Genomic DNA, 24,429 nt, shown 5'->3' on the forward strand with positions numbered 1-24,429 from the left:
GGCTAGGCGCGCCGAGCGAGTTTCGCGAGGTCCTTCACGTCGAACTCCGTGGTGTCGATCGCACCGCATTCGATGCCCCGCAGTACGAATCCGGCCAGCGCGACGGCGGTCGCCGGCTCGTCGAGGTACCCGGACTCGCCGTGGCCGAGGTACGCGCGCAGCCGGAGCGCGGCCTGGTCGAAGCCCTCGCGGTAGAACAGGTACGTCGCCGCGAACCGGGTCGGGAGTTGCGCGGGATGCATGTCCCAGCCCTGGTAGATGCCGCGCGCGAGCGAACGGCGTACCAGCCGGAAGTGCAGGCGCCAGGCGTCGTGGATCGCGTCGCCGACCGGGAGAACGTTGGTCGACCCATCGGATACGAAGACGCCGGTGCCGGCCGCGGCGAGCTGCATGACGTCCTTCGCGTGGTCCGCGACCGGATGCTCCATGCTCTGGTACGCCGCAGCGACGCCCAGCGAGGCGGAGTAGTCGTACGTGCCGTAGTGCAGACCGGTGACGCGCGAGCCGCCGGCCTTGACCATTCGCGCGATCAGCGCCGTACCGTCCGCACCGAGGATCGCCTGCGGGGTCTCGACCTGGATCTCGAACGTCAACCGCGGCAGCTGATGCCGGCGCTCCAGCGTCTCCAGCACGTACACCATCGCCTCGACCTGCTCGACCGACGTCACCTTCGGGAGCGTGATGACGAAGCCGTCGTCGACCGTACCCAGGTGCTGGAGGAAGAGGTCGAGCGTCCGGACGCCCCGGCGCCGGGTCGGCGCTTCCAGCGACTTGATCCGGAGGCCGAAGTACGGCGACCGCCGGGCGATCCGGGCCGCGGCGATCGCGGCCGCGTCCTCCTCCTCGTCGGGGCGGTTGCCGTAGCCGTCCTCGAAGTCGATCCGGAGATCCTCGATCGGCTCGCGTGCGAGCTTGCCGCGGACCCGCTCGTACACCTCGTCCGGGAGGTCCAGGACCTTCCCGAACTCCGGGTGCTCGTCGAGTGCCTCCAGCGCCCGGGCACCCCAGTCCGCGACGGTGTTCTCGTCGTACCGGTCGGCCGGGACGTAGACGGTGTGGACGGGCTGCCGGACGCCGCGGTCACCGCGGTAGTCGGCGATCAGGGCCGCGTCCGCGGCTGCCAGCCGACGGTCGAGCTCGGTCATCAGGTCATCCACTCCGGCCTCCTTTTTCCGTATTGTGGAGACTAATATCTACCTTGCGGAAGACACAAGATCCGGTGTTCCGGGATCTGGCGCTAAACTTCCGTGATCCGGAAAGGTGGAGACATGGCAGAGACGAACGGCAAGGGCCGGACCGGCAGCGTGCAGTCGATCGAGCGTGCCTTCGGGCTGCTCGAGACGATGGCCGACGCCGGCGGCATGATGGGCCTGTCGCAGCTCGCGGCCGCTTCCGGGTTGCCGCTGCCGACGATCCACCGGCTGGTCCGCACGCTCGTCGACCTCGGCTACCTGCGGCAGGAGCCGTCCCGGCAGTACGTGCTCGGCCCGAAGCTGGTCCGGCTCGGCGAGAGTTCGTCGCACATGCTCAGTGTGTTCGCCCGGCCGCACCTCGCGCGGCTCGTCGACGAGCTCGGCGAGTCCGCGAACATGGCGATGCTCGACGGCGACCAGATCGTGTACCTCGCGCAGGTGCCGTCGCGGCACTCGATGCGGATGTTCACCGAGGTCGGCCGCCGGGTGCTCCCGCACTGCACCGCGGTCGGCAAGGCGATCCTCGCCCAGTTCCCGGACGCCGAGGTCCGCGAGCTGCTGCACCGCACGGGTATGCCGAAGCACACCGACAACACGCTCACCAACCCCGACGCGTTCACCGCCCAGCTCCACCAGGCCGAGGCGAACGGCTACGCGATGGACGAAGGCGAACAGGAGCTGGGCGTCCGCTGCGTCGCGGTCGCCGTTCCCGACGCCCCGTCCCACCTGGCCATCTCCATCTCCGGCCCCGCCGGCCGGATGACCGAACCCCTGGTCGAACAAGCCGTCCCCCTCCTCACCCAAGCCGCCAAGGCCCTCTCGGAGGACCTCCACTAACCAGGCGGCTGCAAGACGCAGAACTCGTTGCCGTCCGGGTCGGCCAGGACATGCCAGGTCCAGCCGTCCTCGCGAATCGGCGTGGTCGTCAGCCGCCGGGCGCCGAGGGCGACGACGCGGGCGACCTCCGCGTCGAGGTCCGGCGTACGGAGGTCGAGGTGGACGCGGTTCTTCGACTGTTTGCGGTCGGGGACGCGCTGCAGCAACACCTCGACGCCGACGCCGTCACTCGGCAGCAGGGTCTGGTACGTCGACGGCTCACCTGCTCGGACATAGCCGAGAACCGCCGTCCAGAACGTCGCGGCGCGCTCGAGGTCCGCGACGTCGACCACGACGACCAGTTCGCCGTGCGAGTACCTCACGATGCCGGGGCGTACGTGCGCCAGCGTTCGGTGAGGACGTAGCCGAGGGAGCGGTTCGCCTGCAGGCTTGCCTCGTTGGTGGCGGCGCCGCCGGTGCTGAAGCGGGTGATGCCGATGTCGAGGAACGCGAGGATCGAGGCGGCCTTGACGGCTTGGCCGACGCCGCGGCGGCGGTACTGCGCGAGCACCGAGGTGAAGGCGGTGTCGCCGTACCCGTTGTGTTCGCGGATCACCGTGGCGCCGACCAGGCGGTTGCCGTCGAGGGCGCCGAAGACGCGGTTCGCCGGCCAGAGTGCCTCGATGTCGGCCAGCTCGCCGACGTGGTGGTGGGTCGCGGGCGTGTCGGGGTAGTCGGGCTGGTTCGTCGACTCGAGCGTGTACAGCGCCGCCGCGGACTCCGGCCCCAGCTCACGAATGGTCAGCCCGCCGACGGTGGCCCGCCGTACCGCGGACTCCAGCAGCTCCCGGTCCGGGTCGAACAGCCGGACCGCCCAGGACTCGGCGACCACGCGGTACCCGGCCGCTTCCAGCTCGGCGCACCGCGGGTCACTGTCCTGGACGATCTCGTAATCACCCATCTGGTGATTGTCAGCCAAGCTTGCGCAACAACGGAAGCACGTCTTCGGTGAACTGGGTCAGGAACCGCTCCTGGTCGTTCCCCGGTCCGTGGACGACGAAGTGGTTGAAACCGGCGTCGGCGTACGGCTGGAACTGCTTCACGACCTCCTCCGGGTCCGACGCCACGATCCAGCGCTTCGCGACCTGCTCGATCGGCAACTCGTCGGCGAGTCGCTCCATCTCGGTCGCGCTGGTCACGCTGTGCTTCTGCTCCGGCGTCAGCGACAGCGGCGCCCAGAACCGGGTGTTCTCCAGCGCCGCCGCCGGGTCCCGGTCGTACGACACCTTGACCTCGAGCATCCGGTCCAGGTCCTCGAACTTCTTCCCGGCCTTCTCGGCACCCTCGCGAACGGCGGGCATCAGCTTGTCCGTGTACAGCTCCATGCCCTTGCCGGACGTCGCGATGAACCCGTCACCGGCGCGCCCGGCGTACTTCGCGACCAGCGGCCCGCCCGCCGCGACGTACACCTTCAGCGGGGTCTCGGGACGGTCGTAGATGAACGCGTCGACGGTCTTGTAGTACGGCCCCTCGGAGCTGACGCCGTCCTTCGTCCACAGATCGCGGATCAGCTGCACGGCCTCCCGCAGCCGGGCGAACCGCTCCTTGAACTCGGGCCACTCCATCCCCGACACGGCGATCTCGTTCAGCGCCTCGCCGGTGCCGACGCCGAGCATCACCCGGCCCGGGTACAGCATCCCGAGCGTCGCGAAGGCCTGCGCGATCACCGCCGGGTTGTACCGGAACGTCGGCGTCAGCACCGACGTACCCAGCTGGACCCGCTCGGTACGCTCGCCGACCGCCGCCATCCAGGCGAGCGCGAACGGAGCGTGCCCGCCCTCGTGCCGCCACGGCAGGAAGTGGTCCGACACGGTCACACTGTCGAGTCCCAGCTGCTCGGCCCGCACGGAGTACTCCACCAGGTCCCGCGGCCCGAACTGCTCCGCCGAGGCCTTGTACCCGACCCGAATGCTCACCCTCTGCTCCCAACGTCGTCTGCGCGTACTCCGGAACAACTGCGTCCAGGTCCGACTTTATGCCGCCCGTGAGCCCTACGATCCAGAACGTGTATGCGAATGACGCACGAGTGCTGGGCCTGATCGGTACGACGTTCCGCGCGGCCGCGCTGCCCGCGATCCGGGTGACCGTACCGGCGGCACTCGCCGAACGGGCCGTCGCCGCCTGGGAGTACGACGACACGACCAGCCCGGATCCGGCCGAGGACCCGTACGTCCGCCTGCAACGGCACCGCGCCGGAGCGCTCGCGCTGATCGGCCTGTCGATCACCGAGAGCGGGAAGCTCGACGCCGACGGGAACACCGTCGTCGACCTCAGCCCCGAGCTGGTCGGCGTCGCGATGGACGCGGCGGACGACGTACTGCGTCGTTGATTGACTCCGGCTGGGGGCTTCGGACAGGATGTGGGTCCGGCGCGGCCCGCGCCTCACCTTCGTCGACCGGCCCCAGCCCGGTCACACCGAGAAGGCAAAGGGACTTCCTGTCTCGGGCCGCTCGTCCTGGTCACCCGCCTCGGACGGATCGCTGGGGGATCGCGTGCGAGTGCGTGGAAGGCCAGATGACAGCGCACAGGAACTTCAAACAACGGGTCCGAGCCCGAGCCGCCAAAACCGGCGAGTCCTATACGACTGCCCTCCGGCACTTCCGTCCGACTCCAACAGGAGAAGACATGCCGGAAATCCTGCGGATCGCCACGACCCAGTCGACGGTCCGTGAAGACCCTACCGACGCCGCGATGCTCCGTGAGAGCGGAGACGAGGTCCGGCTCCTGATGCGGCAGGCGGCCGCCGCGGGCGCCCGCCTGGTGCACCTCACCGAGGGAGCGATCTGCTTCCCGAGCAAGCGGGTGATGTCGTCGCTCGGCCCGGACGAGATCGGCCCGTCCGACTGGACCAGGGCCGACTGGACTGCGCTGCAGTCCGAGCTCGACCAGATCGCCGCGCTGTCCCGTGAGCTCGGGATCTGGACCGTGATCCCGTCGGTGCACCAAGTGCCCGACGCGCGTCCGTACAACAGCATCTACGTCGTGTCCGACCAGGGAAAGACCGTCGCCCGGTACGACGAGCGCACGCTCTCGGCGACCAAGGTGAACTGGATGTACTCGGCCGGCAAGGAACCCGTGACGTTCGAAGTGGACGGGGTCCGCTTCGGCCTCGCACTCGGGCTGGACGTGCTGTTCCCCGAACTGTTCACCGAGTACGACCGGCTGGGCGCGGATGTCCTGCTCGTGTCGTACGCCAGCAACGGTCCGGACCGCCACGATCACATCGAGGTCCAGGTTCGCGGGGCCGCCGCGAACAACACCTGTTGGGTGAGCCTGGCCGCCGCCGCGAACCCGGCGGCCGTCCTGGCCTCCGGAGTCGCTGACCCGCGCGGCCAGTGGCTGGCACGGTGCGGAGAGGACGGGTCCCCGTCGGTCGCGGTCGCTGAACTGCAGGACGACGAACGGACGAAGATCGGGCGGGACTTCCGGCGGCGGACGCGAGTACGCATCAGCTCGTGAGCACGATCCGCACGAGGCGCCGACTGCAGCGGCGCCCCGTGCGGGCTCAGCTGATGTCGCGACGGAGGACGGCAGCGGCTCCTGCCGCGGTGAGGGTCACGTAGGCGAGGAGAACTGCCGCGCCTCCTGCTGCCGGCAACAGGATCGGGCCCGGCGCAGCGGTCTGTTCGGCGATGGTGCTCGTGACGAAGGTGAAATCGGTGAGTGCCGCGGTCGCGCCGCCGGGGAGCAGCGGATAGACGGCGTTGATCCCGGGGATGACGAGCAATACGTACTCGAAGAAGTAGAAGTAGCCGATGATGATGCCAACGGCAACCAGCTGGTTCCTCGTCAATGCGCCGATCGCGACGCCCAGCATCGTGTAGATCGCCGCCGCGACGGCCAGCCGGACAAGCAGGCCGACGAGATCACCCGGCGGGATCGTCAGCTCGACCCCACGCGACAGCGCGGCACCGACGAGGGCGAGCGCCGACGTGAGCGAGGCGATCACGCCGTACGCCAGCCCTGATCCGGCGTACACGATCAGCTTCGCTCCGAGTACCCGTCCGCGCCGCGGCACGGCCAGGTACGTGGTGGCGATCGTACGATGCCGGTATTCGCCGGCGGCACCGATCGCGCCGATCAGCGCCGGTACGAACAGCAGTACCCCGGTGATCCCGACGACGAGGGCGGCGCCTTCCGGCGTACCGATACCCGGCATCGGCGGGGATGCGTTCTCCGGCCCGATGATGCTCAGCAGGCCGGTCAGGCCGCCACCACACAACACCGCGGCCAGCATCGCCCACCGATGCAGCCGTACGGCGAACAGCCGGACCACCTCGCCCCGGATCATGGCGTCAGTTCCTTCGTGGTCAGCGCGAGGAACGCCTGCTCGAGCGTCGTGCCGTGCGCGGTGAACTCGGCCAGCGATCCGGTCCACGTCGTCCGGCCGCGGTCGATCAGGACGAGGTCGTCGACCGAGTGCTCCAGGTCGGTCAGCACGTGACTCGACACGAGCACGGTCCGCCCGGACGCGGCGAAGTCACGAACGAACGTCCGCAACCACACGATGCCCGCCGGGTCGAGACCATTGGACGGTTCGTCGAGGACGAGTACGGCGGGATCACCGAGCAACGCCGTCGCGAGCGCGAGCCGCTGCCGCATCCCGGTCGAGAACCCCTTCACCCGGCGGTCCGCGAAAGAGCGCAGGTCGACCGTGTCGATGACCTGATCGATTCGCACCCGAGCATGCCCGGCAAGCGCGGCCACGGTCGCCAGATGACCGCGCGCCGTCGACGCCGGGTGGGCCGCCGCGATGTCCAGCACCGCGCCGACCGTCGACCCCGGCGCGAGCAGCTCCCGGTACGGCGTCCCGCCGAACGTCGCCGTCCCGGCGTCCGGCGTGACCAGCCCGAGCAGCATCCGCAGCGTCGTCGACTTCCCGGCACCGTTCGGCCCGACCAACCCGGTCACCCGGCCCGCGCCGGCGGTGAACGTCACGTCGCTGACGGCCTCGACCGGGCCGAACCGTTTGGCCAGGCCGACCGCCTCGATCATCGGGCGACCCGCAGGCCGTCGGCGACCGCGACCGCTGTCGGCGTGCTGATCAGCAACTCGTCGAACTCGGCGCCGGCCAGCCCGATACGCAGCACCGGCGTCCCGCGGTGCATCGACACCAGGCGGCGGACGCCCGACGGGTGCCGGAACGTCGCGATCTTCAGGAAGCCGCTGATCACCAGTCCGGAGCGGAGTCCGAGCACCTCCGACGTCCAGCCCGGCAGCACCTCGATCCGGGCGATCGCGGTCAGCGGGAACTCCAGGTGCGACCGGCGTAGCAGGAGCGCCTCCCAGCGCCCGAAGTCGAGTCGCAGCCTTCGGTCGTCGTACTGCAGGACCGTCATCGTCCACCTCCGGATAGGATCGGTCTAGCAGTGAGAACATTATCAGAGTGATAATAATGGTGGGAAACGAGATGCCCGAGAAGCCCCTGTCGGTCGCCGACGTCGTCATGCACCCGGTGCGGCTGCGGATCATCCAGCAGCTCGGCGGTCGCGAACTGACCACGGCCGCCTTGCGCGAACTGCTGCCGGACGTGACCCCGGCCACGCTCTACCGGCACGTCGCCGCGTTGGTCGAGGCGCGGATCCTGACCGTGGTCGCGGAGCGGAAGGTACGCGGCGCGGTCGAGCGGACCCTCGCACTCGGCGAACGCGTCGCCCAGGTCGACCACGACGAACTGCGCGCGATGACCGACGCCCAGCTCCGGGACTCCGTGCTCACGTTCCTCGGGCACTTCGCCGAGGACTTCGACCGGTTCGTCGCCGCGGACGACCCCGAACTGCGCAACCTGTTCGGGATCGGGCAGACGATGCTGTACGTCAACCCGGACGACCTCGCACAGATCCAGGCCGGGCTGGTGGAACTCCTCGCGCCTTACCGGGCCGAGCGGGAGGGCCGCAGTCGAGTGACACTCACGACCGCTCTGATCCCCTCACAGGACTAGCTATCGACGCGTTCTATCCGCATGAACAAGCATGCGGTGGTCAGCACCCGGATCGGTGAGCTGACGGTGGTGGTGGCGGAGGATGCGCTGGTCGGCATCTACTTTCCGCACCATTGGGTGAAGCCGTCGGCGGAGACGCTGGGTGAGCGGGTCGAGTCGACCGACCCGCTGATCGCGGTCGTCGTCGAGCAGTTGGAGGCGTACTTCTCCGGTTCGCGGGTCTCGTTCGACCTGCCGGTCCGGCTGGAGGGCGACGAGTTCCAGCGCCGGGTGTGGGCGGCGCTCGCGGAGATCCCGTACGGCGAGACCACGACGTACGGCGAGATCGGCGCGCGGCTCGGCGAACCGGCGCAGGCGGTCGGGAAGGCCGTCGGGCAGAACCCGGTGTCGATGGTCGTGCCGTGCCATCGGGTGATCGGCAAGGACGGGTCGCTCACCGGGTACGCCGGCGGGTTGAAACGGAAGCAGTTCCTGCTCGATCTGGAGGAACCGGTCGGGGCGCGGTTGTTCTGAGCGGCGGACCTGCAGCACTCAGCAACCTCCGTATGCGGGCGTCTCGTCGCTGCGGCTGAGCGTGCCGAGGCGCGGGGCGGAGGAGTTGGTGAGTGGTGGGCGTCCGCTCGTCAGCTCAGGTCGCCGACCTGGTCGGCGTACCAGTCGAGTTCGGTGAGGTGTTCGGCGATCTGGCGGAGGGTCCAGCTCGGCGTGCGATCCTTGTCCCACTCGGCCGGGTCGAGGGAGGCGTACCGGAGGACGAACGTGCGCCCGAGCCGGGTCAGCCGTTGTTCGGCCTCGCGGACGTCCTCCGCGGTGAACGGTGCGAGGTCCGCGGCCGAGGTGTGCGCGCTCGCGTGCCACTCGTCGGGCTGCGTCGGTACGCCGGCCAGCAGCGCCTCGACCTCCGCGAGGTGATCGATCAGATGGTCCGCGATCCGGCGGACCGCCTTGTGCGGTGTGAACGTGCGGTCGTCGTCGGACGTCCGCGGTACGCCGTCCCACGCCGGCCAGGTGACAACCAGCCGCAACGACCGCTGGACCGCTTCGGCGACGAGTTCTCCCGGGTTCTGTGTCATGCCGCCGACGCTAAGCCCGTCATACTTCGGCGGGCGCCGAACTGATCTTCAGGCGCCGGGCCAGGCCCTCCGCGTCGTACGGCGCGTGCACCTTGACGTCGTTGTCGAAGTACACGTAGGTGTCGCACTTCCACGAGCGGACCTTGCGCGCCCAGCGGTCGAGGGACTTGTCGTCGTATCCGCTCACGTACAACTCCTCCGCGCCGTGCAACCGGACGTACGCGAAGTCCGCCGTGACGTCGTCGAACATCGGCCACTTGCCGGCCGTGTCCGCGCAGACCACCGCGATGTCGTGCTCACGGGCCAGCTCGACGAAGCCGCTCGTCTTGAAGCTGTCGTGCCGTACTTCGATCGCGTGCCGGAGCGGCTGGTCCGTCCGTGCCTCGAGCAGCGCGCGCCCTTCCATCCGCTCGTCGTGCCCCTTCGCGACCTCGGCGGCGGCGACCGTTGTGCGCGGCAACCGCGCGAAGAAGTCCGCGCACCGGGCGGCGTCGTACCGGAAGTTGGGCGGGAGCTGCCACAGCACCGGGCCGAGTTTGTCGCCCAGCGCAAGAACTCCGGACGCGAAGAAGTTCGCCAGCGGCGCCTCCACGTCGGCGAGCCGTTTCAGGTGCGTGACGAAGCGCGGGCCCTTGACGGCGAACACGAACCCGTCGGGCGTCTCGCCGTACCAGCGCTGGTACGACTCCGGGCGCTGCAACGCGTAGAACGAGCCGTTGAGCTCGATCGAGTTCAGCCGGGAGGACGCGTACTCGAGCTCGGCGCGCTGCGGAAGGCCGTCCGGGTAGTACACCTTGCGCCACGGCGGGTAGCGCCAGCCCGAGATCCCCACTCGGTACGGCGAGTCCGGCCAGCGCGTCATCCCTCGATTATGGTCCCGTCATGCAGATCGACCGCGGTGCGTATCCGGAGGCGCGGACGCCCTGGGACGATCCTGTGTGGCGCTCGGAGGCCCTGGGCTGGCTGGACGCGGCGCTCGCGCGGATCGGCGTACGGGAGAACGGGCCGCGGCGGGTCCGGGTACGGCCGTGGTCGGTGATCGTCCGGGTGGACGTCGACGAGCTCGGCCCGAACGGGCTCCGGGCGGCAGGCCCGGTCTGGTTCAAGGCCGGCGCGCCCGGGGCCGCGTTCGAGGCGGGGCTGGGCGACGCGTTGGCGCGGTGGGCGCCGGGCCACGTGCTCACGCCGTACGCCGTGGACGCCGCGCGCGGGTGGTCGTTGATGCCGTCCGGGGGCGAGCTGCTGCGGAGCGTGCCGCCCGGTCCGCGGGAGTGGACGGAGGCGTTGACGCAGTACGCCGACCTGCAGCGGGCGCTCGTGGGGCGGGCCGAGGAGATGTTGCGGCTCGGCGTACCGGACGCTCGGGTTCCGGCGTTGCCGGGGATCTTCGACGCGGCGGTCGCTGCGTGTGTAGGCGGGGCGGATGCGCAGCGGTTGCGGGAGTTCCGGCCGCGGCTGGTCGGGTGGTGCGAGGAGTTGCAGGCGATCGGCGTACCGGATTCGCTGGACCACGCGGACCTGCACGACGGGCAGATCCTGGTGGGTGCCGGGCGGTACACGTTCTTCGACTGGGGTGACGCGAACGTGGGGCACCCGTTCTTCAGTCTGCTGGTGACGCTCGATCGCGCGGCCGAGCTGCACGGGCCGGAGGTCGTCGGGAGGCTGGAGGACGCGTATCTGGAGGTGTGGACTGCCGACGGTCACGCGCTGCCGGACCTGCGGCGCGCCGCAGACCTCGCCCGCCGGCTCAGCCAGCTGACGCGCGCGGGCTCGTGGGCGCGGCTCTTCCCGGACGCCGCACACCTCGGGATCCCCGAACGCGCCGCTGCCCTGCTGCGGTTGTTGTAGGCGTCAGGTCGGGATCATCTTCGGCCACCACGGCGGGACGTTGCCCGGGCAGGTGCCGGGGGAGCCCGCCGGGGTGCCCTGCCAGGAGAACAGGGCGAGGTCCGCGATCGCGAGCGCGATACAGGCGGCGAACAGCGAGAACAGGAACGCCTTCCCGGCGTACCGGAAGACGATCGTGAACAGCACCAGGTTGACGATCAGCGCGATCGGCACGCCGAGGAACAGCAGGGTCAGCCCGTTCGGCACCTTCCCGGTGATGTCGACGTGGCACGCCTTCCACGCCCGCGAGGTGAGCACGATCAGCCCGAACGCCGCCCCGCCACCCACGACCACGGTAAGGAACGACTCGCCCTTACTCCCCTTCGCCGCAAACGCCATGAGCATTACGGTAAGTGATCCACCGCGTCAGTTCATCCCGATCAGTCGTCCAGCGGGTGCAGATCGACCGGTGTGAGCACCCAGCGGAAGCCGTACTTCGGGCTCGCGGACCGGTCGATCCGGTCCGGGGCGAAGTACTCGTTGACCAGGCTGAGCAGCCGCTCGTGGAACTCCACGACCCGTTCCTCCGGGACCCTCCCGGCGTGTTCCCCGCTGTCCTGGACGAAGCCGGCGGCGTACATCCCGGCGGCCGCGTCGGCGTACGCCTGCACGTAGTTCTGCGCGCTCGATCCGGGAAGCGCCGTACGTGGCCCGGGTTCCGGGGACGGGCTCGCGGCCAGTTCGGCGCCGGCCTCCGTACGCCGCCAGCGCCCGGTGTCCTCCAGCACGCGACCGGTGTCGCGGAGTTTCTCCAGGTACCAGAGCACGCGCGCGTCCGTCACGTCGAGTGCGTCCGCCAGCTCCGTCAGCGTGTGCGGCTCGGCCAGGAGGCCGACGATTCCGCGGGGCAGGTCCGACTCTTCCCAGGCCATGCGCACATTCAATACGCCGAGGAGGCGATCGGCGACCTCGTGTACGGCGCCGCCCGCGTCGACCAGCACAGCGCCGTACCGCGCGTTGTCGGCGTCGACGTCGGCGTGCCAGCCGAGGACGCGGTGCAGTTCCGCGGCGCTCGATCCGAATCCACCACGTGCACTGAGCCGTCGTGTGAGCGTCTGCGCGTCGATGCTCAGGCTGATCACGGTGTCGAAGAGGTCCCAGATCTCGTTGTCGTTGCCGACCGTTCCACAGACGAACGTCGGCCGGTCGCCGGTCGGCAGGTCCCGGAGAGTCTCGGGCGGCAGGCGGTAGCTGTTGGCGGCGAACCAGTCGTCGTGCCGGTGCTGCGGCATCACCACCTCCTGCCCGGTCCCGTTGTCGAACCATCGCGCCAGCCGATCCCGGTCGACGTCGTACACGAGGAACCCACGCCGCCGTAGCTCGTCACCCACCCCGGTCTTCCCCGCCCCGGACGAGCCGGTCACATAGACGAGACCCATCAGCCCGCCTTCGGTCGCAGCCACATGATCGTGGTCGGGGCGGTGTCGTCCGGAGGCGGGACGACGACGAGTTGGTGCTCGTCCTCGTACAGGACTCGGCCGGGGGTGGTGGCGGTGTAGCGGGCGCACGGGAGGTTGTGGGCGGTGAGGATCTTCAGGTAGCCCGGGATGGGTTCGAGCAGGTGGGTCGCCGTGGGTTTGAACCAGGCGGCGGCGTGCGGGTTGTCCTCGTAGACGGAGGACGGGTTCGTGTAGGCAGCGTCGTACCAGTCGTTCGTCGTCCGGCGGAAGCGTTCCTCGTCGGCGGTCAGGTAGCCGCGGTTCGCGAGCATGTTGACGAGGCCGAAGATACCGATCCGGCGGCCGCGGCGGTCGGGCACTGGGCTTTGGTAGCGCACGTACGTCGGCACGGTTGAGATTCTGCACGGTTTTTGTCGGCGAGGCCGTCTACGCTCGCGCGTCATGGTGGATCTGACGGCGACGCGAGAGTCGTACGACGTTCTCGCGGAGCGACATGCGGACGTGGTCGGCGCCGGGTTGGACGACCTGCCGCTGGAGCGCGGGCTGCTGAGGACCTTCGCCGAGCTAATACTTGCCGAAGGCAACAGCCCGGTCGCGGACATCGGGTGCGGCTCCGGGCGGGTGACGACCCTACTGGCGGGGCTCGGGCTGGACGCGTTCGGGATCGACCTGTCGCCGGGGATGGTCGCGCTGGCACGGCGTAATTACCCGGAGCTGCGCTTCGAGGAGGGCTCGCTGCTGGCGCTCGATCTGCCCGAGGCGGAGCTCGGCGGCGTACTCGCGTTCTACTCGATCATCCACACGCCGTGGGAGCTGCGAGCTCAGGTGTTCGCCGAGTTCCACCGGGTGCTCGCGCCGGGCGGGGTGCTGATGCTGGCGTTCCAGGTCGGCAGTGAGTGCAGTCGGCGGACCGAGCTGTACGGCACGCCGATCTCGCTGGAGTGGTACCGGCAGCAGCCCGGCGAGATCGTGGAGCTGTTGGACGCGGCGGGTTTCGACACCTGGTCGACAACGATTCGCGAGCCTGGCGAGGGGGAGACCACGCGGCGTGCCTACGTGATCGCCCGGAAGGGTTGACCTCCACGGCTGTCAGGCCTACCCTGACAGGACTTGTCAGGGCAAGCCTGACAGACCGCATGGGAGGTCGAGATGTCCGACAACGTCTTGCGATGCTCGTTCTGCGGAAAGGCCCGGGACGAGGTACAGCACCTGATCGCCGGCCCGGGCGTGTTCATCTGCAACGAATGCGTCGAGCTCTGCGAACGCGTGATGAGCGACAAACCGCTGCCGTCGTTCCCACCGCTGGATGGGAAGACCGACGAGGAACTACTGGCCGACATGGCCCGCCTCGACGCCTCCCGCGGCCAGGTCGAGGCCGCCGTACAGGATCGTGTCCAGCGGCTCCGCTCGCGCTCAGTCACCTGGGCAAAAATCGGCGAAGCCCTCGGCATCAGCCGCCAATCAGCCTGGGAACGCTACTCCGGCGAGGAATGATGATCCTGCTCGTACGACACGGCGAGGCCGACGGCAGCCAGCTCGACGCGGAAGGCTGGTGGGGCCCCGCACGCGACTTCGCACCGCTATCGGCACTCGGCGTACAGCAGGCTCAAGAAGCAGGCCGCCGGCTGCGCGACTGCGGCGCGGAACGGATCATCGCTTCACCGATGACGCGCGCCCTCCAAACCGCCGCCCTGATCGCCGCCGAAACCCACCTCCCCCTCACCGCCGTCGACGTCGACCTCCGCGAATGGCTTCCCGACAACACCCTCACCTGGCGCTCCTCCGAAGCACTGGCCGCCATCGACGACTGCAGCAAGCACAACGGCGTCTGGCCGCCCGGCGAGACCCGGACCTGGGAACCCCACACCTCCGTCCGCCGCCGAGCTCTCAACGCCCTCCACCGCCACGCCGCCCCGCTCATAGCCGTCTGCCACACAGTCGTCATCGAAGCCCTCACCGGCACCCGCGGCATCGAACACTGCGGCATACGCCCCTTCACCCTCCCTGACACCACCCCGACCGACGAGGTGTTCCTCCCCCGATGACTCATCCTCTCGTGGATCTCCGCACCCGCTGGCTCGATGCAACGACCACCGTTCTGCAAGCGGATTCGGCTGTCGTCGGTGCGGCTCTGGTTGGTTCGCTTGGGGCTGGGACGGCGGATGAGTGGAGCGATGTCGACCTGCTCGTCGTGGCCGAGGACCCAGATGCTGTGGCGCTCCCGAGCGCCGGCCGCACGTTCGCGATCGACGCCCGCCACAACGGGCCCGCCGGGACGCGAGCCACCAGCGCCCAGTACGTCGTGGACGGCCTCCCGCTCTGGGTCGACTGGCACGTACACCCGCTGTCTCTCGCAAGCTGGCCGTCGGACAGCACGATCCTCTTCGAGCACCACCCGATCCGCCGCACGCCGGCCACCTTCGCGACGTACCTGAACGAAGGCCCGCGCGAGCCCGCAACCCCGAAGACGCCCGCCGAGCAGCACGCGATGCGAATCGCCCTGATCCCCATCGCCGCCAAACAGGTCGCCCGCCGCTCCCCCGACGCACCCCACACAATCCAATTCCTCGGCGGCCCCCCAACCACCACCCCTCACACCCAACTGGCCGCCCTACACCAACTCCTGGACGACCTGACCACCCCCGAAAACCACCCCAGCCTCACCGCCGCCCGCACCTACCTCACCCTCCTCGACAACTAGCCAGCTAGTTCGCCTGCTTGGCCTGGGACTTTGGCGTGCCGGTTTCGGGTCAGGGTGAGGGTGCTGAGGATGTCGGTGACGAAGAGGAGTTGTAGGACGGTGTGGAGGAGGTAGGACTTGGGGGTGATGGTGTGGTTGCGGAGGCGTGCGGCGAGGTAGGTGAGGCTGTAGATCGAGGTGGGGAGCAGCATCAGGTAGGTGCTGATGACGGTGGGCACCAGGGCCGTCAAGGTGAATGCGCCCATGATGGTGACGGCTGCGGTCATGCTCGGGCCGAGGCGGCCGCCGGTGAGGACGACCGGGAGGATCGTCATGCCGTAGACGAAGAGCGCGCACAGGACGAAGTTCTGGATGAAGAGCGGGATCATCACGAGCTTCACGGTGCGGGCGGTTCGGGCGAGTGCTTCGGTGTCGTTCTGCACGAAGAGGCGGACCGCCGCGCGGAACGCGACCAGCGGTACCACGGGCACCACTACGAGCAGCAAGAACTCCACGATCACGCCGTACCCGAGCCACCAGACGCAGTCCGTCAGGAACCCCCTCGGCAGATCCAGCCAGATGAGGATCGCGACGAGGACGAGCCAGACCACCGCGACCGCCGAGCCGGCGGCGAGTACGCCGGGCAGCAGGTTCCGCAGCCTCGCCGTCGGGCGACGGCCGAGGATGGAGTGGGCGACCTCCACGACCACGATCGAGCTGAGCACGTCGGCCACGAACAGGAAGTGCAGCACCAGGTTGACCCCGCAGAACGTCCGCCCGATCCGGTCGTCCTTGCGGAGCAGTAGCAGGGCAGCGATGCCGTACGCCGACGTCGGCAGCATCACGAGGTACGTCAGGACGACCACGACCAGCGCCAGCACGAACCCGTCGATGCCGAGGTGATCGCCTTCGCGGGCCCCGGCGACCAGGACCGACTCGGCGAACGCCACGAAGTTCACCACGAAGAACGGAACGGCGAACAGCTTGACCAGGTTCGCCGACCGCTGCAGCGCGTCGAGGTCGCGCCGCCGCGACAACCGAACCGCGTCGACGACAACGAGCACCGCCGCGAGCAGATAGACCACGAACCACGTGCTGAACGCACCGAAGGCGGCCGACAACGCGCCCGGCCCCTCGATCCGGTACGGCCAGTGCACCCCGATGCCGAGGGCAACGATCGCCATCACGACCGCGCCCACGGCGAGTATCCCGCTCAGTACTTTGGCCATCGCGGCCCATTCTCGCGGGCGAGCAGGTCAGCCCGGTGAAACGATCAGCACCAGCGAGCCGTCGAAGTGCTCCTGGGTACGGAGCCCGCCGTACTTCGCGTCCCACGCGCCGCTCGACAAGTCGTTGCCGAGGGTGGTCTCGAAGCGCTCGTGGACCTCGGTCGCGACGAAGCTCCACGCCGAGTTGGCCCTCCGCGCGCCGGGGTCGAGCAGCCGCTCGGGCCGCCCGTAGTACGCCTCGCCGAACCCGTCGACGCACCTCAGCGGGATCGGCAACGGCGTCGCGCTGCCGCCGCCGAGGCCGGCCAGGATGGCGTCGACGGTCGGGTACCGCCGGGCCTCGGTGTCGATCGCCTCGGGTGCGTACTCGTGCAACCAGAACTTCCGCAGCGCGGTCGGGTCACACGTCAGTACGACGACCGGGCCGCGCGTCACCCGGCGTACTTCGGCCAGCCCGGCGCTCAGGTCGGACCACTGATGCACGGTGAACGTCGCCATCGCCGCGTCGAACGTGTCGTCGTCGAACGGAAGGTCCTCGGCGGTCCCGTCGATGGCCGCGACCCGGTCCGCCGGGCGCTGGGCGCGCATCTTCGCGGACGGTTCGACCGCGGTCACGTCGAGGTCGCGCGGCTCGTACGAACCGGCGCCGGCGCCGATGTTCAGGACCGTCCGGGCAGGTCCGAGGGCGGCGCGGATCGCGGCCTCGAACTCCGGCTCTGGTTGCCGGTACGACGTGTAGCCCACGCCGATCCGGCCGTAGTCCACGTCGCCGGCGCTGCCGTCGGCCTTCCGGGTGCTATTGGGTTCCAGGGTGCTCATCAGGCTCCTTTGCAGGTGAGTTCCTGATGCTGACCCTACGGCAGGACCAGCCATACCATTGGACTGTTTAAGAGACCACTGGTATTAGTGGATCAGCGCGTCCACCCAGGCGTCGTGGTGCCTCGCGGAGTACTCCGCGGCGGGTCCCCAGAAGTCGCCGTGGCCGGTCGCGTAGTGCGTCGCCCACGGTTCCTCGCCGGATTCGTGGCCGCGGACCAGCAGGTCGTACGAACCGCGCGTACGGGCCGCCATCTGCGCCGGGAACGCGAGGCGCTGCTCATGGTCGAGTCCGTAGCCGTCGACGAAGGCGCGCAACCGCGGGGCGTCGACCGTGACGTCGCCGGTCGGCAGCAGCGGTACGAGCGTCTGCGCGGCGTACCCGAGATCCCACAGCCGCGTCGAAGGTCCGGCATTGTCCCAGTCGATGAAGGCCCAGCGGTCGTCGCTGCAGACCAGGTTCCACGGGGCGAGGTCGCCGTGCAGGATCAGGTCGCCGCCGGCCGGGTCCGGTACGACGGGGTGCCAGGCCGCGTCCGGCGGCGGGTCGAACGTCGCCATCGCGTCGTGGAGTTCGCGGATCATCCCGCCGAGGCGGCGTAGCTCGTCGAGGGAGAACGGCGGCATCGTGTCCGCCAGCGTGCCCGGGATGTACTCGAGCACGTGCCGCCCCTGGTCGTCCCGCCCCAGGGTCCGCGGCGCGAACGGCTTGCCGTCCAGGTGTTCGAGGACCGCCTCGACGCCGGCCGTGTGCGCGAGCGCCGGCTTCCGCACCGTCGCCCCGATCCGGACGACGCGGTCCGCGACGTTCCCGCCGGTCAGCTCTTCCTCGACGTGCATCACGCCATGATGGTGGGCCGACCGCGCTCGCGGTAGGGATTTACGGTGGACCTCGCGCCGACGGCGCCTTTACCGTGGTCCGGTGACAACGGTGCGGAAGGTCCAGATCACCTTCGACTGCGCGGACCCGGAGCGGGTCGCGCGCTTCTGGTGCGAGGTTCTCGGGTACGTCGCCCCGGAGCCGCCGGAGGGGTTCACGTCGTGGGACGAGTACAACGCCACGCTGCCGCCGGAGGAGGCGGGGAGCTGGTTCGCCTGCACCGATCCGACCGGCGAGGGGCCGCGGCTGTTCTTCCAGCGCGTGCCTGAAGGCAAGGTCGTGAAGAACCGTGTGCATCTCGACGTGCGCGTCGGCACCGGGCTTGTCGGGGAGGAGCGGCTCGCCGCTCTCGTGGCCGAGCGGGACCGGCTGATGGCGCTCGGCGCGACGGAGGTCCTGCTCCAGCGCGCCGACGGCGTCAACGAGTCCTGCATTTGGATGAACGATGTCGAGGGCAACGACTTCTGTCTCGACTGAGCTTGGCCTTCGAGGTCCGCGACGACCGCCCGGACCGGCCGGTCGTCAGTATCCGCGTGGACGGGGAGAACCCGTTCGCGGAGGTCGCTCCTGAGTGGCAGGGCTTCGACCCCGCCGCGATCCTCGGACCGCCGACTCCAGATCCCGCCGCGGCTCATGGGCCGCTGGTACCGGATGACGTCGGGCGGCGGGTGGCTGTGTACCGGTGCTCTTGCGGGGAGCCTGGGTGCGGCGTGATCGCGCCGTACATCGTGCAGTCCCCGGACCGCCGGTGGATCTCGTGGGTCGACTTCCGCGACTACACCGGCGTCTTCAACGACCCACTCACCGACCTGTCCCCGGGGGAAGGCCGACCGTGGGACCTACCCGACCTGCACTTCGACCGAACGCAGTACCTGACCGAGGTACGCCGGGCCACCGCCGACCGCTCGTGGGAGACCCCACGCCGCGCCACGGCTCGCCTGCTGAAGGAACGGTTGGCCTCGGTTCCGTACCTGCGGTGGGTAAGCCCGGCGTGGAACGCGGAGGGCGTGGAACTGTCCATCGAACAACCAGGACGCCGTCAACAGGTGCTGCATCTCGTCAGCGCTGAGCCGACACCCGCGCGGGCGGCCGCGGACATGGCGCGGCAGCTCTTGGATTGCCCGCCTGAGGAGTGGTCCCGCCGGTTCAGCTGACGTCGGGGCGGGTCATCAGCGGGTCCGTGAGATGCAGGACGAGGTCAGGTCCGGTGAGCGGCTGGACATTCCAGGTCGCTGTGGCGGCCTCGCCGTTCACGGTCAGCCGGACCCGGTGCGGAGTCGTGATGACGTACAGGTCGGCGACGTATGTATCGCCCTGCCACGCGCCGGCCGCGACGACAGGACGGCCGAGCGGCGAGCTTTCGCGCCATGCGCCGTGCCCGACCTCGACGGTCAAGGACGCGCCCAGCTGTAGCGTCCATCCACCGTCCACGGGCTCGACGGTCACCGCGGTGCCGTCGGGTAGGGCCGAACCCTGGGGCGAGGCGTCGATCCTCGCCTCGGCGGAGCGTCCCGGCGTACCCTCGACAGTCGCGAGCGACAGCCGCCGCAAGCGGTCGGCGAGCGCGTCGTCGTCCGGGGTGGATTCCAGCGCAGGCAGCAGGCATTCCCAGAGGAGGCCGGGCAGCGCGTCCTCCTGCTCGATCGCGCCGGTCACCGCGACCACGAGCTCGTGCGACGGTACGACGACGCAGTACTGACCGTAGGAGCCATGCCCGTGGTATCCGTGCCGCGACCTCCAGAACTGGTAGCCGTACCCACACAGGAAATCGGGGTTCTGCGACCAGTTCGGGAGCGGCAGCGTGTCGACGTGGCGCGTGGTCGCGAGCTCCACCCATTCGCGCGGCACGAGTTGCCGGTCACCCCAGCGGCCGCCACGAAGCAACAGCTCTCCGAACGCGGCGATCGCCTCGGTGGTCAGATGCAGCCCGTGGAACCCGAACGCGGCGCCACTCGCCACTCGGTCCCATTCTGGCTGCTCGATGCCCATCGGCTCGAACAGCCGCTCGTCGAGGTACTCGGGCAGGCCGCGCCCGGTGACCCGCTCGACCATCCGCGCCAGCAGGAAGGTGGTCGAGTTGTCGTACGTGTGCCGGTCCCCCTCCGGCTGATCGAACGGGATCCGCAGGAAGCCTTTCACCAGATCGCCCGGCTCCAACCGCCAGGCCTCCTCCAGAGTGTCCACGCTGTGCCCGACCGTCATCGACAACAGCTGATGAACGTTGATCCGCCGCGCCTGCTCCGACGCATCCCCTGGAACATGCTCCGGCAGCACGTCCACGACCCGATCGTCCAACGACAGCAACCCGTCGCCGATCGCGATCCCGACGGCAATCGACGTGAACGACTTCGTCAACGAATACAGCAGATGCGGCCGCTCCGCCGTGTACGGCGCCCACCATCCCTCGGCGACCACCGCACCACGGTGCACCACCATCAACGAATGACACTCGACCCCACGCACCGCGAGCCGATCGAGCAACTCCCCAACCGCCCCCATCACCCGACCCCGCGGCAGCAGCTCCATGCCCGCACGTTAACAATCCCGGCGCTATTATCTCATTAGATAACCGTCGTAGGAGCGTCGTGATGGACAAGGACAGACGAGCGGTCAGCGAATTGCTCGACATCGCTCTCGCCGAGAGCGGCCTGTCGCAGGCCGCGTTCGCCACTGCTCTCGGCACGTCTGCGTCTCGCCTCTCCACCTACCGTTCCGGCAAGACCCAGCCGACCGCGAAGTTCTTTCTGCGGGCTCGGCGGATCGCCCGTGCTCTGCATGCGGCACGTGAGTATCGGATCATGACGGCACCGGCGACCGCGACGGCAATTCGCGAGGCGAGCGACGAGGACTGGGCCTGGCGGATGCTGCTGCAGGGCCGCGACCATCTGCGTCTGCTGCTGCACCGCAGCGACGGTTCCGAAGCCGCTTGGGAGGCAGCACCCGGAACCACCGGCCAGCCGGGATTCGATGCCTTGCTGGCCGCTTTGACCGCCCAAGAGTTCCGTGCCGCCGGTGAGGAACCGCCGGAGTGGACCAAGATCCAAGCCCTCCCGGAGCCGTGGATCCCCGAGCACCCGTTCCTTGATCCCGACGAGATCGTCGCCCAAACGCCGGAATACCTCGCGCAACTCAACATCTTCGTCCCGGCCCGCGACCTGGTGACCGCATGAGCGACCCACGCCACGCACTCGAGCTCATCCCCGAGGGGGACGACCTCGACCGCGAGCTCCACCTGCTGACGGTCCGAGACGAACGCCTGCTCGCGAATCACCGGTCCGCGGTGGGGCCCGACGTACCGACCGACCGGGCTCCCGCCGTACGCCGGGATCGGCCGGCGGCGCGCGAACGAGGCTGATCAGGCGGCGGCACCGTATCCGCACGACCTTTAAGGTCGCCGGATGGTGTGTGAGGTGCCGGAGGCGCGGCCGTTGGGGCCGGATGCTGAGGGGCAGTGGGTTCGGCGGTGGGGGTCGGCGGGGTGGGAGCGGGAGGTTGATGCGTGGGTCGGGCAGCGGCTGGGTGAGCGTGGGCGGCGGGTTGTCGGAGCAGCGGTGACTTATCGGGCGCGGTTCTGGTCGGTGGTGCGGTGTTATCCGACCGATGAAGGGCTCGTCTGGTTCAAGGCGAACAATCCGGGGCATCGGTTCGAGGCCGGGCTGGTGGCGGCGATGGCAGAGGTCGCGCCGGAGTACGTCGTCGTGCCGATCACGGTGGATCGCGAACGCAGCTGGCTGCTCACGGACGACCAGGGCCCGACGCTCACCCACGCGGACGTCGCGGACCAGGCGACCCGGCGTACCGTGGTCCGCGCTCTCGCCCGGATGCAGTGCGCCCTGTACGGGCGGGTCGCTGCGCCTCCCGGGGTGATCGAGCTCGCGCCCTCGGCCGCGGGCGTGCGGGTACGGGCGGTGGCGCGCGAGTGGGCCGCACTGCCTTCAGCACATCCGCTGCGGATCTCGCGCGAGCTGCACGAACGCGTCGAGCGGGCGGCCGACGTGCTGGATCGGGCGTGCATCAGCAGCCTGGTTCCGCTGGACCTGGAGGTGAACGACGTCTACCCGGCCAACATCTTCGCGGACCGCACCACCGGCGTACTCCGCCCGCGCTTCTTCGACTTCGGCAACACCCTGTGGGCACACCGGTTCGTCACCCTGCACGGCTTCCTCGACTCGGTCGAGGAATGGACCTGCGCCCCGCTCTCCCCCGAGGACCACGCCGACCTGCTCACGACCTACCTCACCACCTGGCACCTCGACGCCGACCCCGCCGTACTCCGCGAAGACCTCGAGGCAACGAGACCCCTGCTCCACGCCCACCGCCTGATCTCCTGGCTACGCCTCATCCCGTACGCCGACCCCACCGAACTCCGCACCCGCGCCCGAATCCCCCTCACCTACCTGACCGCCATCACTCAGATGTGGCGGTAGCCGGCGTTGATGGTGAGTTCGAGGAGTGAGCCCACAGGGGGTGGCGTGGGGGTCTGCCAGGTTTGGGTGTGGAGGTCGCCGGTGACGGAGAGGCCTAAGCGGTCGCCGTCCATCAGTACGGCGCCGTCCGGGGCGACGGCGCGGAGCTTCCGGATGCGGCCGCTGCGGTGGCGGATCGTGTAGCCGCCGTCGTGCTCGACGATTTCGACGTCGTGGCCGCCGACATCGACCACCCCGGGCCGCCACGGCGCCGTCAGGATCACCTGCCGGTCGTCGGTGAGCACGAGGAAGTCGACCACCAGAGCGGCCAGGCTGCCGTCGGCGGCGACACCCCAGTAGCACGGATACGCGCCGTCGCCGTACCCGCTGGTGACCATCGCCCCGTCGACCACCTCGCCCAGCAGGCTGAACGCCGTACCTGGGTTGGCCTCGTCGGATTGCCGGAGGAACAGTTCGTCGGCGTACTGCGCATCGCAGCGGACGAGGTTCGCGAGGTCGAGGATCGCCACGTTGCCGTAGTCGACCCCGACGATGTGGGAGCCGTTGGTCCGGGGAGCGGGATGCCAGGTCTCGGCCGGGAGGTCCGAGAGCCGGAGGCGCAGCGCGACGTTCGTCCCGGCGGCGGTCGCCACCTCGACGGGGTAGGTGCCGGGCGGGATGCGTCGGGCGAGCGGTTCGAGGTCGAAGTCGAGGTAGCCGAAGTCGCGGACGGTCAGGACGCCCGATGCGCAGGTGAGGTCGCCGAGCCGATGCACGGCGAGGGCTGCCGGCGTGTCGAAGGGTGCGACCTCACGGCCGGCCTCGAACAGGCTCGGGATGTCCAGCTCCAGGTCGGCCGCGATCTCCCCGAGGGGTACGTCGGTCTTCGGTGCCGCCAGCAACCGTTCGGCCTCGGCCGCATCGACCAACGGCGTACCGGGCGGGTCGAGGAACGACAGGATCTGCCCGATCCGCCATTCCCCCTCACGAAGCTCCAGCCGATACTCGAAGTACCTTCCGCTTTCGGTCACCGAACGGACGGTTGCATTGTTGCCCTGATCAATGACCTCACTGATGGTCTCGCTCGCCGGGTCGTGCGCCGGATCACCGGACAGGACACCTTCCGCACCCGTCTGCGCTCCAGGCACACAGTGAACGTCGACCAACCGCCCGAGCTCGCCCCGCCACGCATCCGCCTGAGCCGCCGCCAACGACCGATCCGCAGGCACCTTCCCCGACCGCTCCCAACACCCATGGAAGTCCGCAACAAACGCCTCGACCCGACCCCGCGCATCAGCACTCACCGCCCGAGACTACTCAGCCGCCGCAGCGTCGTACCAGCCCAACATCCGGCAGCTTGCCGGAATGGCCTCGAACCTTTCAGTCTGTTGTCCATGTCGCGTAACGACGTACCGCCGCCGTCGCTCACGGAGGATGAGGCAACGTTCATCGAGTTCCTTCGGCCTCGGCTGGAGGGCCGCGGGTGGGCCCCGTCGATGGCGCCTGACGATTGGTACGACGGTATGGAGGTGGGGGCGGGCGATGGACGGTGTCTGGTCTGGGTGGATCTCAGCGCGGACGACCGCGTGGTGCTGACGGTCGGGGCCTACTACAACGGCACGGTGACGACGGTAGGGAGCCTCCACGGCCAGCTGTTCGAACTGGAGCGGGACGACATACGGCTGTCTCCGTCCACGTTTGGTGGCCCGGTCTCGGAGCAGGCCGTGTGTGTTGCCGATTGGTTGGACCAGTTGGTACGGCGGCCGATCCACCGGCGCGAGTGGTCCGACACCGCCCGGGAGTACACCTTCGCCGACGACGGAACCAAGCTCGTCGTGTCCGGATCACCACGGGACCGCTCCGGCCCGGCGCTGCGAGAGTCTTTGGTCCACGCCTCAGGTCCAGAGGCAGAAGGGATGTCCCGCTGGGTCCAGCATGATCCTTAGCCTGTGCGGATCTCGGTCTGTCGGCTGTTGACGGGCTTCGCGGGCGCCCAACCACCACGTTCCCCGAAACGCCGCCACGTCGCCGGAGTCCTGCACCCTCCG

33 protein-coding genes are annotated in these 24,429 nt (G+C 69.3%); 16 read left to right on the plus strand and 17 right to left on the minus strand.

The annotated features are described in order from the left end of the window. Nucleotides 1–2: 2 nt before the first annotated feature. The gene (locus AB0M51_RS30050; protein ID WP_344189040.1) at nt 3–1,157 is read right to left on the minus strand and encodes an aldolase/citrate lyase family protein; all 1,155 of its coding nucleotides are present in this window, start codon (nt 1,155–1,157) and stop codon (nt 3–5) included. A gap of 111 nt (nt 1,158–1,268) precedes the next feature. On the opposite strand from AB0M51_RS30050, the gene AB0M51_RS30055 reads away from it, so the two are divergent. Then, nucleotides 1,269–2,030: an IclR family transcriptional regulator gene (locus AB0M51_RS30055; protein WP_344189038.1), complete on the plus strand. Its 762-nt coding sequence runs from the start codon at nt 1,269–1,271 to the stop codon at nt 2,028–2,030. Here the strand turns inward: AB0M51_RS30055 and AB0M51_RS30060 are convergent. Genes AB0M51_RS30060 through fgd form a run of 3 tightly spaced genes read right to left on the minus strand, consistent with a single transcriptional unit; the run spans nt 2,027 to nt 3,985 of the window. Then, nucleotides 2,027–2,392: a VOC family protein gene (locus tag AB0M51_RS30060; RefSeq protein WP_344189036.1), complete on the minus strand. Its 366-nt coding sequence runs from the start codon at nt 2,390–2,392 to the stop codon at nt 2,027–2,029. The two genes, AB0M51_RS30055 and AB0M51_RS30060, sit on opposite strands and share 4 nt — an antisense overlap. Beyond that, nucleotides 2,389–2,970: a GNAT family N-acetyltransferase gene (locus AB0M51_RS30065; protein WP_344189034.1), complete on the minus strand. Its 582-nt coding sequence runs from the start codon at nt 2,968–2,970 to the stop codon at nt 2,389–2,391. Before AB0M51_RS30065 ends, AB0M51_RS30060 begins: the two co-directional genes overlap by 4 nt. 10 nt (nt 2,971–2,980) lie before the next feature. Continuing rightward, nucleotides 2,981–3,985 carry a glucose-6-phosphate dehydrogenase (coenzyme-F420) gene (gene fgd, locus AB0M51_RS30070; RefSeq protein WP_344189032.1) on the minus strand — a complete coding sequence of 335 codons (1,005 nt, stop codon included), beginning with the start codon at nt 3,983–3,985 and terminating at the stop codon, nt 2,981–2,983. An 89-nt stretch (nt 3,986–4,074) separates the two neighbouring features. On the opposite strand from fgd, the gene AB0M51_RS30075 reads away from it, so the two are divergent. Continuing rightward, a complete protein-coding gene (locus tag AB0M51_RS30075; protein WP_344189030.1) occupies nt 4,075–4,398 on the plus strand; it encodes a hypothetical protein in 324 nt (107 codons plus the stop codon). A gap of 296 nt (nt 4,399–4,694) precedes the next feature. Continuing rightward, nucleotides 4,695–5,528, plus strand: coding sequence for a carbon-nitrogen hydrolase family protein (locus AB0M51_RS30080; RefSeq protein WP_344189028.1), 834 nt, complete (start codon nt 4,695–4,697; stop codon nt 5,526–5,528). A gap of 46 nt (nt 5,529–5,574) precedes the next feature. Here AB0M51_RS30080 and AB0M51_RS30085 read toward each other — a convergent pair whose 3' ends face one another. The 3 genes from AB0M51_RS30085 to AB0M51_RS30095 are packed head-to-tail and all read right to left on the minus strand — an operon-like array spanning nt 5,575 to nt 7,408. Beyond that, nucleotides 5,575–6,360 carry an ABC transporter permease gene (locus tag AB0M51_RS30085; protein ID WP_344189026.1) on the minus strand — a complete coding sequence of 262 codons (786 nt, stop codon included), beginning with the start codon at nt 6,358–6,360 and terminating at the stop codon, nt 5,575–5,577. Next, nucleotides 6,357–7,064, minus strand: a complete 708-nt coding sequence (locus tag AB0M51_RS30090) for an ATP-binding cassette domain-containing protein (protein ID WP_344189024.1) — start codon at nt 7,062–7,064, stop codon at nt 6,357–6,359. The genes AB0M51_RS30085 and AB0M51_RS30090 overlap by 4 nt, the downstream gene beginning before the upstream one ends. Beyond that, on the minus strand, nt 7,061–7,408 hold the full coding sequence (locus AB0M51_RS30095) for a hypothetical protein (protein WP_344189022.1): 348 nt from the start codon (nt 7,406–7,408) through the stop codon (nt 7,061–7,063). Before AB0M51_RS30095 ends, AB0M51_RS30090 begins: the two co-directional genes overlap by 4 nt. A 71-nt stretch (nt 7,409–7,479) precedes the next feature. Here AB0M51_RS30095 and AB0M51_RS30100 point away from each other — a divergent pair, with 71 nt between their 5' ends. Continuing rightward, entirely contained in the window at nt 7,480–8,010 is a 531-nt protein-coding gene (locus AB0M51_RS30100) for a helix-turn-helix domain-containing protein (protein ID WP_344189020.1), read from the plus strand. A 21-nt stretch (nt 8,011–8,031) separates the two neighbouring features. Continuing rightward, nucleotides 8,032–8,523, plus strand: a complete 492-nt coding sequence (locus tag AB0M51_RS30105; RefSeq protein ID WP_344189018.1) for a methylated-DNA--[protein]-cysteine S-methyltransferase — start codon at nt 8,032–8,034, stop codon at nt 8,521–8,523. Nucleotides 8,524–8,633: 110 nt separating this feature from the next. Here AB0M51_RS30105 and AB0M51_RS30110 read toward each other — a convergent pair whose 3' ends face one another. Together AB0M51_RS30110 and AB0M51_RS30115 are read right to left on the minus strand one after the other, a co-directional pair. After that, nucleotides 8,634–9,083 carry a hypothetical protein gene (locus tag AB0M51_RS30110; RefSeq protein WP_344189016.1) on the minus strand — a complete coding sequence of 150 codons (450 nt, stop codon included), beginning with the start codon at nt 9,081–9,083 and terminating at the stop codon, nt 8,634–8,636. A gap of 19 nt (nt 9,084–9,102) precedes the next feature. Continuing rightward, nucleotides 9,103–9,945 carry a DUF72 domain-containing protein gene (locus tag AB0M51_RS30115; RefSeq protein WP_344189014.1) on the minus strand — a complete coding sequence of 281 codons (843 nt, stop codon included), beginning with the start codon at nt 9,943–9,945 and terminating at the stop codon, nt 9,103–9,105. 20 nt (nt 9,946–9,965) lie between these two features. Between AB0M51_RS30115 and AB0M51_RS30120 the strand changes: the two genes are divergently transcribed. Then, entirely contained in the window at nt 9,966–10,931 is a 966-nt protein-coding gene (locus AB0M51_RS30120) for a phosphotransferase (protein WP_344189012.1), read from the plus strand. Between the two features lie 3 nt (nt 10,932–10,934). On the opposite strand, the gene AB0M51_RS30125 is transcribed toward AB0M51_RS30120, so the two are convergent. From AB0M51_RS30125 to AB0M51_RS30135, 3 genes are read right to left on the minus strand one after another with little or no spacing between them, the layout of a single operon-like run. Beyond that, nucleotides 10,935–11,309, minus strand: coding sequence for a hypothetical protein (locus AB0M51_RS30125; RefSeq protein WP_344189011.1), 375 nt, complete (start codon nt 11,307–11,309; stop codon nt 10,935–10,937). 41 nt (nt 11,310–11,350) lie between these two features. Beyond that, nucleotides 11,351–12,349 (minus strand): AAA family ATPase, encoded by a 999-nt coding sequence (locus tag AB0M51_RS30130; protein ID WP_344189010.1) that lies wholly within the window; start codon nt 12,347–12,349, stop codon nt 11,351–11,353. Continuing rightward, complete coding sequence (locus tag AB0M51_RS30135) at nt 12,349–12,759, minus strand: hypothetical protein (protein WP_344189009.1); 411 nt, start codon at nt 12,757–12,759, stop codon at nt 12,349–12,351. The genes AB0M51_RS30130 and AB0M51_RS30135 overlap by 1 nt, the downstream gene beginning before the upstream one ends. A gap of 52 nt (nt 12,760–12,811) precedes the next feature. On the opposite strand from AB0M51_RS30135, the gene AB0M51_RS30140 reads away from it, so the two are divergent. The 4 genes from AB0M51_RS30140 to AB0M51_RS30155 all read left to right on the plus strand — a co-directional run bounded on the left by AB0M51_RS30140 (nt 12,812) and on the right by AB0M51_RS30155 (nt 15,071). Then, nucleotides 12,812–13,447, plus strand: coding sequence for a class I SAM-dependent methyltransferase (locus AB0M51_RS30140; RefSeq protein WP_344189008.1), 636 nt, complete (start codon nt 12,812–12,814; stop codon nt 13,445–13,447). Between the two features lie 72 nt (nt 13,448–13,519). Then, nucleotides 13,520–13,864, plus strand: coding sequence for a ClpX C4-type zinc finger protein (locus tag AB0M51_RS30145; protein WP_344189007.1), 345 nt, complete (start codon nt 13,520–13,522; stop codon nt 13,862–13,864). Then, nucleotides 13,861–14,415, plus strand: a complete 555-nt coding sequence (locus AB0M51_RS30150) for a histidine phosphatase family protein (RefSeq protein WP_344189006.1) — start codon at nt 13,861–13,863, stop codon at nt 14,413–14,415. The genes AB0M51_RS30145 and AB0M51_RS30150 overlap by 4 nt, the downstream gene beginning before the upstream one ends. Further along, the gene (locus tag AB0M51_RS30155) at nt 14,412–15,071 is read left to right on the plus strand and encodes a nucleotidyltransferase domain-containing protein (protein WP_344189005.1); all 660 of its coding nucleotides are present in this window, start codon (nt 14,412–14,414) and stop codon (nt 15,069–15,071) included. Before AB0M51_RS30150 ends, AB0M51_RS30155 begins: the two co-directional genes overlap by 4 nt. On the opposite strand, the gene AB0M51_RS30160 is transcribed toward AB0M51_RS30155, so the two are convergent. From AB0M51_RS30160 to AB0M51_RS30170, 3 genes are all read right to left on the minus strand, one after another. Next, nucleotides 15,068–16,279 carry a DUF6652 family protein gene (locus AB0M51_RS30160; protein ID WP_344189004.1) on the minus strand — a complete coding sequence of 404 codons (1,212 nt, stop codon included), beginning with the start codon at nt 16,277–16,279 and terminating at the stop codon, nt 15,068–15,070. The two genes, AB0M51_RS30155 and AB0M51_RS30160, sit on opposite strands and share 4 nt — an antisense overlap. A gap of 27 nt (nt 16,280–16,306) precedes the next feature. Then, complete coding sequence (locus tag AB0M51_RS30165; protein WP_344189003.1) at nt 16,307–17,098, minus strand: methyltransferase domain-containing protein; 792 nt, start codon at nt 17,096–17,098, stop codon at nt 16,307–16,309. Between the two features lie 84 nt (nt 17,099–17,182). Further along, nucleotides 17,183–17,935 carry a phosphotransferase gene (locus tag AB0M51_RS30170; protein WP_344189002.1) on the minus strand — a complete coding sequence of 251 codons (753 nt, stop codon included), beginning with the start codon at nt 17,933–17,935 and terminating at the stop codon, nt 17,183–17,185. A gap of 82 nt (nt 17,936–18,017) precedes the next feature. On the opposite strand from AB0M51_RS30170, the gene AB0M51_RS30175 reads away from it, so the two are divergent. Together AB0M51_RS30175 and AB0M51_RS30180 are read left to right on the plus strand one after the other, a co-directional pair. Continuing rightward, nucleotides 18,018–18,452 carry a VOC family protein gene (locus tag AB0M51_RS30175; RefSeq protein WP_344189001.1) on the plus strand — a complete coding sequence of 145 codons (435 nt, stop codon included), beginning with the start codon at nt 18,018–18,020 and terminating at the stop codon, nt 18,450–18,452. Between the two features lie 2 nt (nt 18,453–18,454). Continuing rightward, the gene (locus AB0M51_RS30180) at nt 18,455–19,129 is read left to right on the plus strand and encodes a hypothetical protein (protein ID WP_344189000.1); all 675 of its coding nucleotides are present in this window, start codon (nt 18,455–18,457) and stop codon (nt 19,127–19,129) included. Here AB0M51_RS30180 and AB0M51_RS30185 read toward each other — a convergent pair. After that, on the minus strand, nt 19,122–20,501 hold the full coding sequence (locus tag AB0M51_RS30185; protein WP_363751446.1) for a serine hydrolase: 1,380 nt from the start codon (nt 20,499–20,501) through the stop codon (nt 19,122–19,124). The two genes, AB0M51_RS30180 and AB0M51_RS30185, sit on opposite strands and share 8 nt — an antisense overlap. A 62-nt stretch (nt 20,502–20,563) precedes the next feature. Here AB0M51_RS30185 and AB0M51_RS30190 point away from each other — a divergent pair, with 62 nt between their 5' ends. From AB0M51_RS30190 to AB0M51_RS30200, 3 genes are all read left to right on the plus strand, one after another. Beyond that, a complete protein-coding gene (locus AB0M51_RS30190; RefSeq protein WP_363751448.1) occupies nt 20,564–21,145 on the plus strand; it encodes a helix-turn-helix transcriptional regulator in 582 nt (193 codons plus the stop codon). Beyond that, entirely contained in the window at nt 21,142–21,330 is a 189-nt protein-coding gene (locus AB0M51_RS30195; protein WP_363751450.1) for a hypothetical protein, read from the plus strand. Before AB0M51_RS30190 ends, AB0M51_RS30195 begins: the two co-directional genes overlap by 4 nt. 196 nt (nt 21,331–21,526) lie before the next feature. Beyond that, on the plus strand, nt 21,527–22,402 hold the full coding sequence (locus tag AB0M51_RS30200) for a hypothetical protein (RefSeq protein WP_363751452.1): 876 nt from the start codon (nt 21,527–21,529) through the stop codon (nt 22,400–22,402). On the opposite strand, the gene AB0M51_RS30205 is transcribed toward AB0M51_RS30200, so the two are convergent. Beyond that, nucleotides 22,387–23,412: a DUF4241 domain-containing protein gene (locus AB0M51_RS30205; protein ID WP_344188996.1), complete on the minus strand. Its 1,026-nt coding sequence runs from the start codon at nt 23,410–23,412 to the stop codon at nt 22,387–22,389. The genes AB0M51_RS30200 and AB0M51_RS30205 overlap by 16 nt on opposite strands. A gap of 222 nt (nt 23,413–23,634) precedes the next feature. On the opposite strand from AB0M51_RS30205, the gene AB0M51_RS30210 reads away from it, so the two are divergent. Continuing rightward, complete coding sequence (locus AB0M51_RS30210) at nt 23,635–24,327, plus strand: hypothetical protein (protein WP_363751454.1); 693 nt, start codon at nt 23,635–23,637, stop codon at nt 24,325–24,327. The last annotated feature ends 102 nt before the right edge of the window (nt 24,328–24,429 follow it).

It is taken from the genome of Kribbella sp. NPDC051137 (assembly GCF_040682535.1).
Classification (GTDB): Bacteria; Actinomycetota; Actinomycetes; order Propionibacteriales; family Kribbellaceae; genus Kribbella; species Kribbella karoonensis.